At 66.6% G+C, this 17087-nt stretch carries 18 protein-coding genes; 17 read left to right on the top strand and 1 reads right to left on the bottom strand.

The features are described from left to right. The first annotated feature begins 127 nt into the window (after window positions 1-127). The 7 genes from mihF to H292_RS0100725 all read left to right on the top strand — a co-directional run bounded on the left by mihF (window position 128) and on the right by H292_RS0100725 (window position 7024). Window positions 128-448 carry an integration host factor, actinobacterial type gene (gene mihF / locus H292_RS0100755; RefSeq protein WP_019666383.1) on the top strand — a complete coding sequence of 107 codons (321 nt, stop codon included), beginning with the start codon at window positions 128-130 and terminating at the stop codon, window positions 446-448. A gap of 18 nt (window positions 449-466) precedes the next feature. After that, on the top strand, window positions 467-1063 hold the full coding sequence (gene gmk / locus H292_RS0100750) for a guanylate kinase (protein WP_019666382.1): 597 nt from the start codon (window positions 467-469) through the stop codon (window positions 1061-1063). A 64-nt stretch (window positions 1064-1127) separates the two neighbouring features. Then, window positions 1128-1433 carry a DNA-directed RNA polymerase subunit omega gene (rpoZ, locus tag H292_RS0100745; RefSeq protein WP_019666381.1) on the top strand — a complete coding sequence of 102 codons (306 nt, stop codon included), beginning with the start codon at window positions 1128-1130 and terminating at the stop codon, window positions 1431-1433. 22 nt (window positions 1434-1455) lie between these two features. Next, window positions 1456-2730: a bifunctional phosphopantothenoylcysteine decarboxylase/phosphopantothenate--cysteine ligase CoaBC gene (gene coaBC, locus H292_RS0100740; RefSeq protein WP_020110127.1), complete on the top strand. Its 1275-nt coding sequence runs from the start codon at window positions 1456-1458 to the stop codon at window positions 2728-2730. 99 nt (window positions 2731-2829) lie between these two features. Next, window positions 2830-4047 carry a methionine adenosyltransferase gene (gene metK, locus H292_RS0100735; protein ID WP_019666379.1) on the top strand — a complete coding sequence of 406 codons (1218 nt, stop codon included), beginning with the start codon at window positions 2830-2832 and terminating at the stop codon, window positions 4045-4047. Between the two features lie 44 nt (window positions 4048-4091). Then, window positions 4092-6080: a primosomal protein N' gene (locus H292_RS0100730; RefSeq protein WP_020110126.1), complete on the top strand. Its 1989-nt coding sequence runs from the start codon at window positions 4092-4094 to the stop codon at window positions 6078-6080. Window positions 6081-6172: 92 nt separating this feature from the next. Next, complete coding sequence (locus tag H292_RS0100725; protein ID WP_020110125.1) at window positions 6173-7024, top strand: cyclase family protein; 852 nt, start codon at window positions 6173-6175, stop codon at window positions 7022-7024. On the opposite strand, the gene H292_RS0100720 is transcribed toward H292_RS0100725, so the two are convergent. Next, entirely contained in the window at window positions 6940-8727 is a 1788-nt protein-coding gene (locus tag H292_RS0100720) for a GGDEF domain-containing protein (protein ID WP_020110124.1), read from the bottom strand. The two genes, H292_RS0100725 and H292_RS0100720, sit on opposite strands and share 85 nt — an antisense overlap. A gap of 158 nt (window positions 8728-8885) precedes the next feature. On the opposite strand from H292_RS0100720, the gene H292_RS0100715 reads away from it, so the two are divergent. The 10 genes from H292_RS0100715 (at window position 8886) to H292_RS26650 (ending at window position 17081) form a co-directional block, all read left to right on the top strand. Then, window positions 8886-9524: a PadR family transcriptional regulator gene (locus H292_RS0100715; RefSeq protein WP_081631833.1), complete on the top strand. Its 639-nt coding sequence runs from the start codon at window positions 8886-8888 to the stop codon at window positions 9522-9524. An 87-nt stretch (window positions 9525-9611) separates the two neighbouring features. Further along, a complete protein-coding gene (fmt, locus tag H292_RS0100710) occupies window positions 9612-10535 on the top strand; it encodes a methionyl-tRNA formyltransferase (protein WP_027498524.1) in 924 nt (307 codons plus the stop codon). 41 nt (window positions 10536-10576) lie between these two features. Next, window positions 10577-12007: an RsmB/NOP family class I SAM-dependent RNA methyltransferase gene (locus H292_RS0100705; protein ID WP_027498523.1), complete on the top strand. Its 1431-nt coding sequence runs from the start codon at window positions 10577-10579 to the stop codon at window positions 12005-12007. 51 nt (window positions 12008-12058) lie between these two features. Further along, window positions 12059-12394, top strand: coding sequence for an MmcQ/YjbR family DNA-binding protein (locus H292_RS0100700; RefSeq protein WP_176458839.1), 336 nt, complete (start codon window positions 12059-12061; stop codon window positions 12392-12394). A 63-nt stretch (window positions 12395-12457) separates the two neighbouring features. After that, on the top strand, window positions 12458-13135 hold the full coding sequence (gene rpe / locus H292_RS0100695; RefSeq protein ID WP_019666370.1) for a ribulose-phosphate 3-epimerase: 678 nt from the start codon (window positions 12458-12460) through the stop codon (window positions 13133-13135). After that, window positions 13135-14157 (top strand): bifunctional diaminohydroxyphosphoribosylaminopyrimidine deaminase/5-amino-6-(5-phosphoribosylamino)uracil reductase RibD, encoded by a 1023-nt coding sequence (gene ribD / locus H292_RS0100690; RefSeq protein ID WP_020110119.1) that lies wholly within the window; start codon window positions 13135-13137, stop codon window positions 14155-14157. Before rpe ends, ribD begins: the two co-directional genes overlap by 1 nt. Before the next feature lie 28 nt (window positions 14158-14185). Then, complete coding sequence (locus H292_RS0100685; protein WP_019666368.1) at window positions 14186-14800, top strand: riboflavin synthase; 615 nt, start codon at window positions 14186-14188, stop codon at window positions 14798-14800. An 81-nt stretch (window positions 14801-14881) separates the two neighbouring features. Beyond that, entirely contained in the window at window positions 14882-16135 is a 1254-nt protein-coding gene (locus H292_RS0100680; RefSeq protein WP_019666367.1) for a bifunctional 3,4-dihydroxy-2-butanone-4-phosphate synthase/GTP cyclohydrolase II, read from the top strand. Beyond that, window positions 16132-16629 carry a 6,7-dimethyl-8-ribityllumazine synthase gene (gene ribH / locus H292_RS0100675; RefSeq protein WP_020110118.1) on the top strand — a complete coding sequence of 166 codons (498 nt, stop codon included), beginning with the start codon at window positions 16132-16134 and terminating at the stop codon, window positions 16627-16629. The genes H292_RS0100680 and ribH overlap by 4 nt, the downstream gene beginning before the upstream one ends. Continuing rightward, window positions 16626-17081, top strand: coding sequence for a PH domain-containing protein (locus H292_RS26650; RefSeq protein ID WP_019666365.1), 456 nt, complete (start codon window positions 16626-16628; stop codon window positions 17079-17081). Before ribH ends, H292_RS26650 begins: the two co-directional genes overlap by 4 nt. Window positions 17082-17087 lie beyond the last annotated feature (6 nt).

Below are 17087 nucleotides of genomic sequence, written 5' to 3'. Positions count from 1 at the left end.
GTTAGCGGCGCGGCCCGCACGTCGGTACCGTCGCTGTCGTTGCTGGTTACCGCTGGTCTGTCAGCAGCGACGTGCACCGGGAGACCACAGGTGCACGGTTCATCGACGAACGAGTTACGGAGGAATCGTGGCGCTTCCCCAATTGACGCCGGAGCAGCGTGCCGCCGCGCTAGAGAAGGCGGCTGCAGCCCGAAAAGTACGTGCCGAGCTCAAGGAGCGGCTCAAGCGAGGCGGGACCGATCTGAAGCAGGTTCTCGCGGATGCGGAGACCGACGAGATCCTCGGCAAGATGAAGGTCTCGGCCCTGCTGGAGGCGTTGCCGAAGGTGGGTAAGGTCAAGGCTCAAGAATTGATGACCGAGTTGGAGATCGCACCGTCGAGGCGCATCCGGGGCCTCGGTGATCGTCAGCGTAAGGCTTTGTTGACCAAATTCGATTTCGAAGCGTGATCTACGGAGGTACGGCACGTGTCCGACAGTGACGCGTCACCGCACGGGAGGGGCCGGCTGATCGTTCTGGCCGGTCCCTCCGGTGTCGGCAAATCCAGCGTCGTTCGCGTGTTGCGACGTGAACTTCCGGAACTGTGGTTCAGCGTGTCGGTGACGACGCGGGATCCGCGGCCCGGCGAGATCGACGGCGAGGACTACCACTTCGTCACAGCGGCCGAGTTCGACCGGATGATCGAGGCAGGCGAGTTGCTCGAGTGGGCGAGTGTGCACAGTGGTCTGCATCGTTCCGGTACGCCTGCCGCGCCGGTGGAGGCGGCGTTGGAGGACGGCAAGCCCGTTCTGCTCGAGCTCGATCTGGCTGGGGCACGCGCGGTACGTGTGTCGAAGCCGGAGGCAACTCTGGTGTTCATGGCCCCGCCCACGTGGGACGATCTGGTCCAGCGCCTGACCTCGCGTGCGACGGAGGATCCGGCGGTCACCGCACGTAGACTCGAGACGGCGAAGGTCGAATTGGCTGCGCAGGAGGAGTTCGACACGGTGGTTGTCAATACCGATGTCGACCATTCTTGTGCTCAGTTGGTATCCTTGTTGGTCGGTAGGTCGTCGGTCGGTTGACCCCGGCCTGCAATCGACGAAAGCGCTCCGCAGCACACACGATGTACAACTCAGGAGATTCATAGTGAGCAGTAGTTCTCTGGCCGGTTCCGACTTCGACGCGCGTAGCGCACTTCCGGCTTACGACACGCCGCTCGGAATCACCAACCCTCCCATCGACGAGCTCCTCGCTCGCACGTCGTCCAAGTACGCACTGGTCATCTACGCGGCCAAGCGTGCACGCCAGATCAACGACTACTACAACCAGCTCGGTGACGGAATCCTCGAGTACGTGGGCCCGCTCGTCGAGCCGGGTCTGCAGGAGAAGCCGCTGTCGATCGCGCTCCGCGAGATCCACGAAGATCTGCTCGAGCACACCGAAGGCGAATGACAATCGAATAGGACCGGGTCCGTTGCGCGTAGTCGTCGGGGTAGGCGGGGGAATCGCCGCCTACAAGAGCTGTTCCATCATTCGTAGCTTCACCGAGGCAGGTCATCACGTTCGTGTGGTGCCCACGGAATCGGCGTTGGAATTCGTCGGTCGCGCAACGTTCGAGGCTCTGTCCGGCAGCCCGGTTCACACCGGCGTCTTCGCCGACGTGCCCGAGGTGCCGCACGTCCGGCTCGGCAAGGAAGCCGATCTTGTCGTCGTCGCGCCCGCAACGGCGGATCTGATGGCTCGACTCGCCGGCGGCCGTGCAGACGATCTCCTGACTGCAACTCTGCTCACCGCTCGGTGTCCCGTGCTGCTCGCTCCAGCGATGCACACCGAGATGTGGGAGCACCCGGCAACCGTCGCCAACGTCGACACGCTGCGCAGTCGGGGCGTCACCGTCCTCGAACCCGCATCCGGTCGGCTGACCGGACGCGACACGGGGGCAGGCAGACTCCCCGACCCAGACGAAATCTACGGTCTCGCGCTTCTGCTCGCCGAGCGCGCGGACGCGCTTCCTCGTGACTTGACCGGTCGCACGCTCGTCGTCACGGCGGGCGGTACGCGCGAACCTCTCGATCCTGTTCGGTTCCTCGGGAACAGGAGTTCCGGCAAGCAGGGGTACGCGCTCGCGCGAGTCGCCGCTCAGCGTGGGGCGGATGTGACCTTGATCTCGGGCTACACCGCAAATCTGGCGGACCCCGCCGCTGTCGATGTCGTCGAAGTCAAGACGGCGCAGCAGATGCAGGCCGCGGTTCGCAAGTTCGCTCCCGACGCGGACGCGATCGTCATGGCTGCCGCCGTAGCGGACTTCCGTCCGGCCAGCGTGGCCGGCAGCAAGATCAAGAAGGGCGCGAACGAGCCCGATTCGATACCTCTGGTCAAGAACGACGACATACTCGCCGGCCTCGTCGACGCCCGTCGAGCAGGCGAAATCCCCGCCTCCACCGTCATCGTCGGGTTCGCGGCGGAGACCGGTGACGAGAACGGCGACGTTCTGACCTACGCGAGGGCCAAGTTGGCCCGCAAGGGATGCGACCTACTGGTGGTCAACGCCGTGGGCGAAGGCAAGGCGTTCGAGGTCGACCACAACGACGGATGGTTGCTCGGCGCCGACGGATCCGAGTCCGCACTGGGTGAGGGATCCAAGTCCTTGCTCGCAGGCCGCGTCCTCGACGCGGTCGGCACGATACTGTCCGCAGGTTCGACACAGCGCACGGAATCGACACATCGCAAGGGTTCGAATCAGCCGTGATTGCAAGGGTGCACAGGCATCCTGTGCACGACTAGTGTCGAATATTTGTAGATACAGCTTGGCTGAAGTGAACGCTTTTGACACGTCGAGAGGAAACACGTGAGTAAGTCCGGTAGTCGGCTCTTCACCAGTGAGTCGGTAACAGAGGGCCACCCCGACAAGATCTGTGACGCGATCAGCGACTCGATCCTCGACGCGCTGCTGACGGAGGATCCTCGTGCACGCGTGGCCGTCGAGACGCTCGTCACGACGGGCCAGGTTCACGTTGCCGGCGAGGTCAACACGACGGCGTGGGCGGACATCCCCAAGATCGTGCGCGACAAGGTGCTCGAGATCGGGTACGACTCGTCGGCGAAGGGCTTCGACGGCAACTCCTGCGGAGTCAACGTGGCGATCGGCGCACAGTCGCCCGAGATCGCGCAGGGCGTCGATCACTCGCACGAGGCGCGTGTCGAGGGGTTGTCCGACGACGAGATCGACCGTCAGGGCGCAGGCGACCAGGGATTGATGTTCGGGTACGCCAACACCGACACTCCTGAGCTCATGCCACTGCCGATTGCTCTGGCGCACAGGCTTTCTCGACGACTCACCGAGGTGCGGAAGAGCGGCGTCCTGCCGTACCTGCGTCCCGACGGCAAGACTCAGGTCACCATCGAGTACGACGGTGACAACGCAGTCCGTCTCGACACGGTGGTCGTGTCCACGCAGCACGCCGCGGACATCGATCTCGACAACCTGCTGACGCCGGACATTCGCGAGAAGGTGCTCGGATCGGTCCTGGCGGAACTGAACGTCCCGTCCCTCGACACCTCCGACGTCCGGCTGCTGGTCAACCCCACCGGCAAGTTCGTTCTCGGCGGGCCCATGGGTGACGCAGGCCTGACCGGACGCAAGATCATCGTCGACACCTACGGCGGCATGGCCCGGCACGGCGGTGGCGCGTTCTCGGGCAAGGATCCGTCCAAGGTGGACCGCAGCGCCGCGTACGCGATGCGCTGGGTAGCCAAGAACGCGGTGGCGGCAGGTCTTGCGGACCGCATCGAGGTACAGGTCGCCTACGCCATCGGCAAGGCTGCACCCGTCGGTCTGTTCGTGGAGACCTTCGGAACCGAGAAGACCGATCCTGCTCGCATCCAGGCCGCGATCTCGGAGGTGTTCGACCTACGTCCGGGCGCCATCATCCGCGATCTGGATCTGCTTCGACCGATCTACGCGCAGACCGCCGCGTACGGCCACTTCGGCCGAACCGACATCGACCTGCCGTGGGAGTCGACGGACCGCGCAGACAAGCTCCGCGCCGCCGCGGGACTCGCCTGAGCAGCGCACCGAAAGCGGCAGCACCCGAGCTACCCGTAGCTCGGGTGTTGCCGCTTCTCCCGCTCCCGCATCTCGACCGCGAATTCGACTACCTCGTTCCGGCGGAGCTCTCGGAGGATGCGAATCCCGGTGTGCGAGTGCGTATTCGCTTTGCCGGCCGGCTGGTCGACGGCTACATCGTGGAGCGTGTCGCCACGAGCGACCACAGCGGCAAACTCGGCTTTCTCGATCGCGTCGTCTCACCCGAACGTGTCCTTACCTCGGAGATCGCGACGCTGGTCGACGCTGTTGCGCACCGCTACGCAGGAACGCGCGCCGACGTGTTGAGGCTCGCCGTCCCGCCGCGTCACGCCAAGGTCGAATCGGAGCCGCTGCCGGATGTCTCCGCCGTCTCCACCGCTGCCGACCACCCAGTTGTCGACGCCTCTGTGTGGGACAGGTACACACACGGCGCTGCGTTCGTCGATGCTCTCAGGGCGGGCCGTGGACCCCGAGCGGTCTGGCAGGCGCTGCCGGGTGAGGACTGGGCACGGCGGATCGCGGAGATAGCGGCCGTGACGGCAACGTCGGGTCGCAGTGCCGTCGTCGTGGTGCCGGACCAGCGGGATCTGGACCGAGTGGCGTCGGCGTGTCAGGCCGTCCTCGGCGACGACCAGGTGGTGGCACTGTCGGCCGGGCTCGGCCCGGCGAAACGCTATCGACGCTGGCTCGCTGCGCTACGGCGCGACGTGTCCGTAGTGGTCGGGACCAGGAGTGCCGTGTTCGCCCCGGTGCAGAACCTCGGCCTGATGGTGCTGTGGGACGACGGCGACGACGGGTACGCCGAACCACGTTCGCCCTATCCCCATGCGCGCGAGGTGGCGCTCCTCCGAGCGCACGGCACCGGGTGCGGCGTCGTCCTCGCCGGGCATGCGCGCACCGCCGAGGCCGAAGCCCTCGTCGACTCGGGCTGGGCTCACGACCTGTTGGCGTCGCGTGAGACGGTGCGGGCCGCGCAACCGCACATCGTCGCGCTGGCGGACAGTGATCATGCGCTGGCACGTGACCCGGGGGCGCGTGCTGCGAGACTGCCGGCCATCGCGTTCGACGCCGCGAGGACCGCTCTGAAGAACGACACGGCGGTGCTGGTTCAGGTTCCGCGCGGCGGGTACGTACCGTCGCTCGCATGCGCGAAGTGCCGCAACCCCGCTCGATGTCGACGGTGCAACGGACCGCTCGCGTTGCCGTCCGCGCCGGGTGCCGACGGAGCAGGTAGCCCGACGTGCCGGTGGTGCGGAGCTGCGGACACCAACCACAAGTGCGCTGTGTGCGGATCGAGGGCCCTGCGTGCGGTCGTGATCGGCGCGCACCGCACCGCCGAGGAGTTGGGCCGCGCCTTCCCGGGTGTTCCGGTGCGCACGTCCGGTGGAAGCGCTGTCCTGGACTCGGTGGATGCCGGTGCGTCGCTGGTGATCTCGACGGTGGGTGCGGAACCGACGATCAGCGGCGGGTACGGGGCGGCGCTGCTGCTCGACGGATGGGCACTGCTCGGGCGTGCGGACCTCCGAGCGGCCGAGGAAACCCTCAGACGATGGATGACGGCGTCGGCGCTGGTACGCCCCGGTGCCGACGGCGGCAGGGTGGTCGTGGTCGCGGAATCCGAGCTGCCCACCGTTCAGGCGTTGGTGCGGTGGGATCCGGTCGGCCACGCCCGAAGCGAGTTGGACGAGCGCGTCGACGTTCGCTTTCCTCCCGCCGTCCACGTCGCGGCGGTCGACGGAACGACAGCCGCGATCACGGCGCTCGTCGAATCCGCGGAACTTCCGGCCGAGACCGAAGTCCTCGGGCCCGTGGAACTGCCCGACGGGCAGCGTCTGCCCGCGGGCGGGGGAGAGGACCGACTTCCCGGCGACGTACAGCGAATACTGCTCCGCGTGCCTCGTCGTGCAGGCGGAGCGCTGGCGCGTGCTCTCGCCGACGCGCAAGCCGCGAGCAGCGCCCGGAAGAACACGGAAGCGGTTCGCGTACAGATCGATCCGATCCGCATCGGTTGACGCTCCCATCAGCACCCCTCAGCGCCTAGAGTCCATACCGACAGTCGAGTCGGACTGGACATCGAGTCGTACATCGGAGCGGGGTCGGGGAAATGAAACGTAGACAGTTGATCAGACGTGTCGCGACGGGCTTGGCCGTCGTCGCAGGTGCGAAACTCGCCGGGCCTGCGGTCGCCCAGGCGGCACCGGGGTCGGGGTCGTCGAATCTGCCGGGGTTCGGAATACCGCTGGACCGTCTGCTGAAGATCGTGTCGCTCTCGCACGTGAACGACCCGGCGACGACGCCGATCTTCCCCGGCGATCCGGAGTTCGTGCTCGAGACGGCTGCGACGGTGGCCGAGGACGGCTATTACCTCCAGAACGTTCGTGAGGGTGAGCACACCGGATCGCATTGGGGTGCACCCGCTCATTTCCAGGACGGTGGCCTGACGGCAGATCAGCTCGTTCCGGAGGATCTGTTTCTCCCGGCGGTGAAGATCGACATTCGGGAGAAGGCGGCGGCGAACGCCGACTACGCGGTGACGATCGCCGATCTTCAGGAGTGGGAGGCGTCCAACGGACGAATTCCGTCCGGTGCCGCCGTCGTTCTGTGGACCGGGTGGGAATCGCGTTGGGGGACAGACGCGTACGTGAACGCCGACGCCGACGGTGTCACTCACCAGCCGGGATTCTCCGTCGATGCAGTGCAGTGGCTCATCGACACGGGTCGTCTCGCGGAACGAGGTGCGTTGGGAACCGACACCTTCGGGCCCGACCTCGGCAACGACGACACCTATCCGGTGTCGGTGAAGCTGTACGACAGGCATCGCATCAGCCTCGAGAATCTGCGCAACCTGGAACAGCTGCCCACCACCGGCGCCTACGTTCTGGTCGGTGGTCCGATCAATCGGGCTGGATCCGGTTCGCCGGCAACGATATTCGGACTGGTTCCACGGCTGCCCTGAGCGTCCGCAGCGGAGCGCCCGTGACCGAACCAGTCGAACGGCGCGCCCTGCACCGACAGGTTGTAGACCATACGGAGGGTTCCGTCGGAGTCGTACGCGAACACTCCGGCCTTGCCGTTCTTCTTGGCCTCGTACATCGCTCGATCGGCGTTGCGTAGCAGGGCGTCAGCGGTGACGGAGTGCTCGAACACGTCGAGTTCCACGACGCCGACGCTGGCACCGATGGAGACGACGTGGCCCTCGATGTCCTGTGGTTCTCGCAGCGAGTCCACTATCGATCGGGCCGTGGTGCAGCCGGCATCGATGGATGCCGGGATGAGCACGGTGAACTCGTCGCCGCCGAATCGGGCGACGACTCCGCCGTGTTCTCCAGCGTTCACCGAATCCACGAGTCGACCCGACAGAGTCTTCAGCGATCGATCGCCTGCTCCGTGACCGAGCCTGTCGTTGATTGCTTTGAAGTCGTCCAGGTCGACGAGCAGAAGTACTCCGACATCGCCGTTGTCGTTGTGACGTTCGATGGCGGCGGCGAGGTGTTCGTCGAAGGCGGAGCGATTGAGCAGACCGGTCAATCCGTCGTGGTGCGCGCGATAGGTCAGCTCGTTCTGAGTCGAGTACAGCGTGCGCAGGAGCGCGTCGTTCTGTACGAGCGTCATGACCTGCCGCACCACCGCGAGCACGATCACGCCGAGAAACAGACCGAAGACGACAGGGTCCACGGTCCCGTTCGTGAACCGCTGCAGCGCCACGGCCACTCCGGTCAGAGCCATCAGCGCGTACGGCACCAGGAGCTGGGTCCGGTCGTGCCCGGATCCGGGCAGCGACTCGGTGGGCTCGAGTGGCCGGGTGGGCCCGGGTGATCGGATGGGCGCGGGTGATCGGATGGGCGCCGGTGTTGGGGCGAACTCGGGGTCCGTGCTCGTCGCGACGACCGACGGCGCCGAGGCCGCCAGCGCGATCAGGACCGGTCCGGCGATGAAACCGGCGTCGGCGATCAACGGCATCTCGTTTGCACCCGATGCGACCAGGTACGCGTACAGGCTGTCGGAGACGGCCAGCGATGTCAGACCCCCACCCAGCAGGGTGAGCTGAGCCCGGTAACGCCGCAGGACGCGGGGTATCACGGCGAGCAATCCGACCATGGCCAGGAGGACGAGGTCGGTGATGGGGTACATGAGAGCGATGAGGAACTGCAGCGAATCGGATCGGTCCGAGCGGGCGACCTGACCGAGCACCGTCGCCCACGAGATCACGAACAACGAGCCGACGACGACGAGACCGTCCAGAACCGACGTGAGCCACTGGTAAGTGCTGCCCGACTCCGTGCGATGGGGCGCGCGTCGCATCACGGACAGGAGTGCGGGCACCGCGAAGATGGGGAAGAGGAAGAAACCGATGTCCGCGTAGGACGGCGATGGCAAGGGCACATCCAGCACCGATCGGTAGAGGGCCCAGATCACCATCCCGCCGGTCCAGCACGCCATGCCGGCGGCCATCAGCAGGCGCCACCGACGCTGTGCGCCGGATCGGCGTCCACCGGTGCGCCAGCACACGACGGTGGCAGCGATCCCTCCGGCGAGTTGGCCTGCGTCGTCGAGGGCGACCGACGCGGCGTCGGGGAGAAGTCCGGAACTCGCGAGCGCCACGACGAGGGCGACCGCACCGAGGGAAGCGATCACGCGCTTCCTCAGTGAGTTCGCCATGGTGCCCCCTCGTATCGACACGAACCTCGGTGCGAACAGGCTAGCCGCTCGTGGCAGCTGTCGGCCGCCGTCCAATGAACTGCTCGACCGTCACTCTTGCCGAGAACGTATTGTCGATATATCGTCAATACGTCCAAACGATACAGAAGGAGACGGACATGGAAAATTTCTACGAACATGAGCACGTCCACGGACACGCACGGCGCGGGGGACCGCATCACCGGGGCGGTCCCCATCATCGGGGCGGTTTCAGTCCCGGCGGTTTCGGTCCCGGCGGTTTCGGGCCTGCGGGCAACCTCGGCCGCGGCCGCGGCCGCGGAGGACGAGGTCGTCGCGGTGACGTTCGAGCTGCAGTCCTGCTGATCCTGGCCGAGTCGCCGATGCACGGGTACGAGCTGATCCAGCAGATCGTCGCGAAGAGCGAGGGCGCGTGGAAGCCGAGCCCGGGGTCCATCTATCCCGCGCTCTCACAGCTCGAGGACGAGGGGCTCGTCCTGATCGAGAAGGTCGACGGTCGCAAGACGGCTCGCCTGACCGAGACCGGCCGGACGTTCGTCGACGAACACCGGGAGGAGCTGGGTTCTCCGTGGGACGACGTACGCGGAACGGTCGGAGGTGATGCGATGGACCTGCGGGGTCTGATCGGATTGCTGATGGGTGCCGCAGGTCAGGTCGCTGCGGTCGGGACGCCGGGTCAGGTCGCGGCCGCAAGCGAGGTTCTCGTCGATGCGCGCAGACGCCTGTACCGAATTCTGGCCGAGGAGGAGACACCGCACGCCGGTGAGTCCGACGCATGATCGACGGGCGTGCTCGTGCCCGGTGGGTGGTCCCTAGAATGGGTGGTTCGTGAGAAATCCGTTCTACCTATTCGTGGGAGCCCTCTGGTGCGCGTTGTGTTCGCAGGTACGCCCGACCCGGCAGTTCCGTCGCTGGCGCGACTGATCTCGTCGGATCGGCACGACGTGGTCGCGGTGATCACGCGTCCGGATGCGGCCGCAGGTCGTGGACGCAAGATCGGACGCTCGCCCGTCGGACTGCTGGCAGACGAACACGGGATCCCGGTGTTGACGCCGCAGCGCCCGTCGGAGCCGGAGTTCCTCGACGCTCTCACCGCGCTCGAACCCGACGTGTGCCCGGTCGTCGCATACGGAGCACTGCTGCCGCGGCCGGTGCTGAACGTACCGAAGTTCGGATGGATCAATCTGCACTTCTCGCTGCTCCCCGCGTGGCGGGGCGCGGCCCCGGTTCAAGCAGCGATCTCCGCGGGCGACGACGTGACGGGCGCATCGACGTTCCTCCTCGAGGAAGGCATGGACACCGGCCCGGTCCTGGGCGTCGTCACCGAAACCATCGGGTCGACCGACTCGGCGGGCAACCTGCTGGGCCGCCTCGCGCTCAGTGGTGCGGTACTGCTCGAAGCGACTCTCGACGCGATCGAGGCCGGTGAGGCCTCCGCAGTTCCGCAACCGGTAGACGGCGTGTCCTACGCACCGAAGATCACCGTCGACTCGGCGCGCATCGACTGGACCTCCTCGGCGGCGTCGATCGACCGGCACGTCCGCGCGGTGACCCCGTCGCCCGGTGCGTGGACGACGATCGGAGACGTGCGGCTGAAAGTAGCCCCGGTCGCAGTGTCGGACGTGGACCTCGAAGCCGGGCACGTCCTGGTCCGCAAGGACGGGGTGTTCGTCGGGACTGCAACGACCGCAGTAGCTCTGGGCGACGTCCAACCCCAGGGCAAGAAACTCATGAAAGCACTCGACTGGGCGCGCGGTGCCCGGCTGACGGAAACGGCGGTTGCCCTGTGAGCTCCGAGAAGAACCAGGGCCGAGCAGGCCGACGCGGCAACGTGAACAACGGGCCGACGCGCACCTCGGGATCCCGCCGGGGGGCGGGCAACCGGCCGAATCGTGGGGGAGGGCCGGGGTCGACCCCGCCTGTCGACCCTGCGCGACTCGCCGCCAGAGACGTACTGAAGGCGGTACGCGAGCGGGATGCCTACGCCAACCTCGTGCTCCCGGGGCTGCTGCGCGAGCGCAAGCTCGACACGCGTGATGCTGCCCTGGCGACCGAACTCGCCTACGGAGCGTCGCGAGCCCGAGGATTCCTCGACTCGGTCATCGAAAGCGGTTCGGGTCGTGCGATTTCGGAGATAGACGGTGGTCTGCTCGACATCCTGAGGCTGGGTGCTTACCAACTGCTTCGTACCCGCGTGGCGCCCCACGCTGCCGTGGCGACGTCGGTCGATCTGACCAGGGCCGAGTTCGGCAGCGGCAAGGCAGGATTCGTCAACGCCGTGCTTCGGCGAGTGTCGGAGAAGTCCGCCGATCGATGGGTCGACGAGCTCGCTCCCGCAGCAGACAAGGATCCCGTCGGACATCTGGCGTTCGAGTACGCGCATCCCAAGTGGATCGCGCAGGCCTTCGCCGACGCGCTCGGGGCGGACGCCGCAGAACTGGCGGATGTGCTGGCCGCCGACGATGCCAGGCCCGCAGTCCATCTCGTCGCACGACCGGGGGAGATCTCCGCCGAGGAGCTCGCCCTCGTCACCGGAGGTGAAGAGGGCAAGTACTCACCGTACGCCGTCTATCTCGACGGCGGTGATCCCGGCAAGCTCGACGCAGTCCGAGACGGCCTGGCCGGTGTGCAGGACGAGGGCAGCCAACTGGTGGCGCGCGCGCTGACGCTGGCACCGATCGAGGGCGAGGACGGCGGACGCTGGCTGGACCTGTGTGCAGGTCCCGGAGGCAAGGCGGCTCTGCTCGGGGCGATCGCCGAGATCGACGGCGCCCGTGTCGACGCCGTCGAACCGACCCCGCACCGTGCCGACCTCGTGTCGAAGACGACGAAGGGGCTCCCGGTCACCGTTCACGTCGTGGACGGCCGGGACCCGGGTCTCGACGGCGGATACGACCGCGTCCTGGTCGATGCGCCCTGCACCGGACTCGGAGCGCTGCGCCGGAGGCCCGAGGCGCGGTGGCGTCGCACGCAGTCCGACCTGGCGGGGCTGGTGGCGTTGCAGAAGGAACTGCTCGCCTCCGCACTGAAGCTGGTACGGCCGGGCGGCGTCGTCGTGTATTCGACCTGTTCGCCGCACCTGTCCGAGACCACGGCCGTCGTCGCGGACGCGGTGCGCCGATACGGCGCTCGGCAGCTGGACACCCACCAGCTCCTGCCCGACGTTCCACAGCTCGGTGACGGTGCGTCGGCGCAGCTGTGGCCGCACCGCCACGGAACGGACGCGATGTTCCTCGCTGCGCTTCGTCGACCGTTGGACTGACGCTGCGCATTCCTCCAAGTGCCGCGGCCGGACATGGTCGACACTGTTCCCATGGCACTTGCATGGGAAGACCTCGTCTCGTTCGCCGCGACCCTTCCGGAGACCGAGGAGTCGACGTCCTACAACACTCCCGCGTTGAAGGTGGCGAACAAGTTGATAGCCCGTCTACGGGCCGAAGCAGAGGGCGGCGTGGTCGTCATGTGCAGCCTCGAAGAGAAAGAAGCTCTGCTGGCCGCGCCCGGCTCCGCGTACTACACCACGGATCACTACGACGGGCACGGCTCGATCATCGTGGACTTGGACCGGGCGGACGCCACTGAAGTGCAGGAGCTGCTCACCGAAGCGTGGCGAGCGAAGGCCCCCAAGCGGGCCCTGAAGCGGCTCTGAATCGGGCACGGAGAAATCACGCGCCGCGGGAGCCCGGCGGCCGACCCTTTAAGCTGTCTCATCGTGGCAGCTCCGATGATCGCTCCGTCCATCCTCTCCGCCGACTTCGCCCGTCTGGGGGAGGAAGCAGAGGCCGTCGCAGGCTCCGACTGGCTCCACGTCGACGTCATGGACGCGCATTTCGTTCCCAATCTGACGCTCGGCCTTCCCGTCGTCCAGAGTCTCGTCAAGGCCACCGACATACCCCTCGATTGCCATCTGATGATCGAGGATCCGGCTCGGTGGGCGCCGCCGTACGCGGAGGCGGGTGCCTACAACGTCACGTTCCACGCGGAGGCGACGGACGATCCCATTGCCGTCGCGAAGGACATCCGTGCAGCGGGAGCCAAAGCAGGCTTGAGCGTCAAGCCCGGCACCCCGATCGAGCCGTACCTCGAGATACTTCGGCATTTCGACACGCTGCTCGTCATGAGCGTCGAGCCGGGCTTCGGCGGACAGTCGTTCATGCCCGAGGTGCTGAGCAAGGCTCGCACGGTACGCAATCTCGTCGACTCCGGCGAACTGACCTTGGTCGTCGAGATCGACGGCGGCATCAATGCCGACACCATCGAGCAGGCCGCGGACGCCGGCGTCGACTGCTTCGTCGCCGGGTCCGCCGTGTACGGCACAGCCGATCCCGCAGCGACCGTGCGCGCGTTGCGCGACCGTGCAGCCGGGGCGTCGCACCACCTCGCACACTGATGACATCCGGCGCCGCTGTGAGCGAGACCGCCGCCATGGCGCTCGCCATCGCCGCGTCGGAAACGGCCAGGGGGTCGACCAGTCCCAATCCGCCGGTCGGAGCCGTCATCCTCGACGCCGACGGGGTCGTCGTGGGGACCGGGGTGACGCGGCCGCCCGGGGGTCCGCACGCCGAGGTGGTCGCTCTTGCGGAAGCCGGTGAACGCGCACGCGGCGGAACGGCAGTGGTCACGCTCGAACCGTGCAATCACACCGGTCGGACCGGTCCGTGCTCGCAGGCGCTGATCGCGGCAGGCGTTCGTCGTGTCGTCTATGCGGTGGCCGATCCCAACCCTCTTGCCGAAGGGGGAGCAGGCACGCTCGCCGAGGCAGGCGTCGACGTCTCGTCCGGGTTGGAGTCCGACGCCGTGAAGCGCGGTCCACTGCGCGCGTGGCTACACAAGCAACGGACCGGACGCCCCCACATCACGTTGAAGTACGCGGCAAGTCTCGACGGCCGCAGCGCAGCGCAGGACGGCACGAGTCAGTGGATCACCGGACCCGACGCTCGCGCGCACGTACACGCGCAGCGCGCGACTCTGGACGCAATCGTCGTCGGGACCGGAACCGTGATCGCGGACGATCCGCTGCTCACAGCCCGGCTTCCCGACGGAAGCTCCGCACCGCACCAACCCGTCCGCGTCGTCGTCGGCCATCGTGACATCCCTCCCGAGGCGCGCATCCGCGGCGACCACACACGCACGATCTTCGTCCGATCGCACGATCCGCACGACGTCGTCGACGCGCTCGGCGAGTACACCGACGTCCTGGTCGAGGGTGGGCCGACCCTGGCCGGCGCTTTTCTCGCCGCAGGTGTCGTCGACCGCATCGTGGCGTACATCGCTCCCGTCGTACTCGGTTCGGGGACCTCGGCGGTGGAGAATGCAGGCGTCGGAACAATTTCCGACGCCCTGCGGTTCTCGATCGAGAGTGTCGTCCCACTGGGAACCGACGTGGTCGTCAGCGCGGTGAAGCTGCAGTAGTGACCGGAAACGAGAGAGTGGAGATCTGATGTTCACTGGGATTGTCGAGGAACTCGGCGAGATCGTCGGCAAGGACGATCTGACCGATGCCGCCCGCTTCACGGTGAAGGGTCCGATCGTCACGTCGGATGCAGGGCACGGTGATTCGATCGCCGTGAACGGTGTGTGCCTGACGGTCGTCGACGTGCTGGCCGACGGCGCGTTCACGGCCGACGTGATGCAGGAGACGTTGAACCGGTCCAGCTTGCAGCGCTTGACGGTGGGCAGCCGGGTCAATCTGGAACGTGCGGCAGCACTGAACAGCAGGCTGGGTGGTCACCTGGTTCAGGGTCATGTCGACGGCACCGGGACGGTGGTGAACCGATCTCCTTCGGAGAACTGGACGGTCGTCCGGATCGCAATGCCCACCTCGGTCGCGCGGTACGTCGTCGAGAAGGGCTCCATCACCGTCGACGGGGTGTCGCTGACGGTGTCGGCGCTCGGTCGCGACGACGACGGCGGGCACTGGTTCGAGATCTCGCTCATTCCGACGACGCTCGACCTGACGACGCTGGGTAGTTCGGACGTCGGGACGCCGGTGAACCTCGAGGTCGACGTGATCGCCAAATACGTCGAACGGCTGCAGACCCTCGCCGCCGAGTAGGAATGCCGGAAAGTTACTGTTGACGAAGTATTCATGCCTGAATTCGTCTGGGGTGTGAACAAGACGTATGGAGCGTAGGACGTGACAAGGTTCGACAGTATCGAGCGCGCGGTTGCGGACATCGCCGCAGGTAAAGCTGTGGTCGTGGTCGACGACGAGGATCGCGAGAACGAGGGCGACCTCATCTTCGCGGCCGAGAAGGCGACGCCGGAACTCGTCGCGTTCATGGTGCGGTACACCTCGGGGTACCTCTGTGTACCGCTGTCCGGTGACGATTGCGACCGCCTGGGTCTTCCTCCCATGTACGCGACCAACCAGGACAAGCACGGCACGGCCTACACGGTGACGGTCGACGCCCGGGAGGGCATCGGGACCGGAATCTCGGCCTCGGACAGGGCTGCGACCATGCGGCTGCTGGCGGATCCGACGACGGGCGCGGGCGATTTCACCCGGCCGGGACACGTGGTTCCGCTTCGCGCGAAGGACGGCGGAGTCCTGCGTCGACCGGGTCACACCGAAGCGGCCGTCGACTTGGCACGAATGGCCGATCTGCGGCCTGCGGGAGTCATCTGCGAGATCGTCAGCCAGAAGGACGAAGGCTCGATGGCGCAGACCGACGAGTTGCGGGTCTTCGCGGACGACCACGACCTCGCACTCATCTCCATCGCCGATCTCATCGCGTGGCGCCGCAAGCACGAGAAGCACGTCGTGCGCGTCGCGGATGCTCGGATTCCCACCGCTCACGGCACTTTCCGCGCCGTCGGATACCAGAGCGTCTACGACGAGGTGGAGCACGTCGCCCTGGTGTGCGGAGATATCGCCGGACCGGACGGTGACGGCAGCGACGTCCTGGTCCGTGTGCACTCGGAGTGCCTGACCGGCGACGTCTTCGGTTCGCTGCGGTGTGACTGCGGTCCTCAGCTCGATGCTGCGCTCGACATGATCGCCACCGAGGGCCGAGGCGTCGTGCTGTACATGCGAGGGCACGAAGGCCGCGGTATCGGACTGTTGCACAAGTTGCAGGCGTACCAGCTGCAGGACGCAGGTTCGGACACCGTCGACGCAAACCTTCAGCTCGGACTTCCAGCCGATTCGCGGGACTACGGAATCGGTGCTCAGATTCTGGTGGATCTCGGCATCTCCTCGATGCGCCTGCTGACGAACAATCCAGCCAAGCGAGTCGGTCTCGACGGATACGGACTGCACGTCACCGAGCGCGTCCCGATGCCGCTGCGGGCGAACGCGGAGAACCTGACCTACCTACGCACCAAGCGCGACCGCATGGGCCACGACCTGGCCGGACTCGACGAATACGAGAAGGGGCAGCATTCATGAGCGGGGAAGGCGAACCACAACTACAACTCGAGGGCGCAGGTGATCTGAAGGTCGCCATCGTTGCCGGTCAGTGGCATCGCACCATCTCCGAGGCTCTGCTCGACGGCGCACGCAAAAAGGTCGAGGAAGCCGGTGTCACCGAGGTCACCGTCGTTCGAGTGGCGGGGGCGATCGAGCTTCCGGTCGTCGCGCAGACCTTGGCCCGTGACCACGACGCGGTGATTGCTCTCGGCGTGGTGATCAGAGGCGGAACACCGCATTTCGAGTACGTGTGCGACGCCGTCACGGCCGGTCTGACGCGGGTGTCGCTCGACGAGAGCACTCCCGTGACCAACGGAGTGTTGACGACGGACGACGAGCAGCAGGCTCTCGATCGGTCCGGGCTTCCCGGGTCGAAGGAGGACAAGGGCGGGCAGGCCGCTGCGGCGGCGATCGACACCGCGCTGACCCTGAAGCATCTGCGGCAACCGTGGACGAACCAGGAATTTCGATGACGGAGAACGCAGGCTGGGATCTCGAGGTCCGGTCCAAGAAGTCCGCGCGCTACGCGATTGCTGCCGCTGTTCTGCTGGTGGTGGCACACACCACCGTGGCGATCCTGCTGCGGATCTCGCCCACCGGGGTGTACTTCCGCACTGCCGATCAGCTGGCGTTGGCCGGCATCGGTGTGTTGTTGGCCGGTATCGCACTGTTGTTGACGCGCCCACGCGTGCGGGTCGGCAAGAAGGGCGTTGCGGTCAGGAACATCCTGTCCGAGCGTCTGATCGAATGGGACCTCGTTCGCGGTCTGTCCTTCCCCGACGGGGCGATGTGGGCGCGGGTGGACATCCCGGACGACGAGTTCATTCCGGTGATGGCCATCCAGTCGAACGATCGGGATCACGCGGTCGCCGCGGTCCGGTCCTTCCGCAGCCTGGAAGCGAAGTATGCGGGCTCGGACCGCTAGCTCGCC

This window comes from Rhodococcus sp. 114MFTsu3.1, assembly GCF_000383555.1.
Classification (GTDB): Bacteria; Actinomycetota; Actinomycetes; order Mycobacteriales; family Mycobacteriaceae; genus Rhodococcoides; species Rhodococcoides fascians_E.
This window is presented reverse-complemented; position numbering and strand designations above follow the sequence as displayed.

Excerpts from the sequence above, each read along its gene's own strand:
- H292_RS0100725 (WP_020110125.1), top strand. The coding sequence starts at position 6,173 with ATGAAACGTAGACAGTTGATCAGACGTGTCGCGACGGGCTTGGCCGTC.
- H292_RS0100720 (WP_020110124.1), bottom strand. The coding sequence starts at position 8,727 with ATGGCGAACTCACTGAGGAAGCGCGTGATCGCTTCCCTCGGTGCGGTC.
- H292_RS0100715 (WP_081631833.1), top strand. The coding sequence starts at position 8,886 with ATGGAAAATTTCTACGAACATGAGCACGTCCACGGACACGCACGGCGC.
- H292_RS0100700 (WP_176458839.1), top strand. The coding sequence starts at position 12,059 with ATGGCACTTGCATGGGAAGACCTCGTCTCGTTCGCCGCGACCCTTCCG.
- ribD (WP_020110119.1), top strand. The coding sequence starts at position 13,135 with ATGACATCCGGCGCCGCTGTGAGCGAGACCGCCGCCATGGCGCTCGCC.
- H292_RS0100685 (WP_019666368.1), top strand. The coding sequence starts at position 14,186 with ATGTTCACTGGGATTGTCGAGGAACTCGGCGAGATCGTCGGCAAGGAC.
- ribH (WP_020110118.1), top strand. The coding sequence starts at position 16,132 with ATGAGCGGGGAAGGCGAACCACAACTACAACTCGAGGGCGCAGGTGAT.
- H292_RS26650 (WP_019666365.1), top strand. The coding sequence starts at position 16,626 with ATGACGGAGAACGCAGGCTGGGATCTCGAGGTCCGGTCCAAGAAGTCC.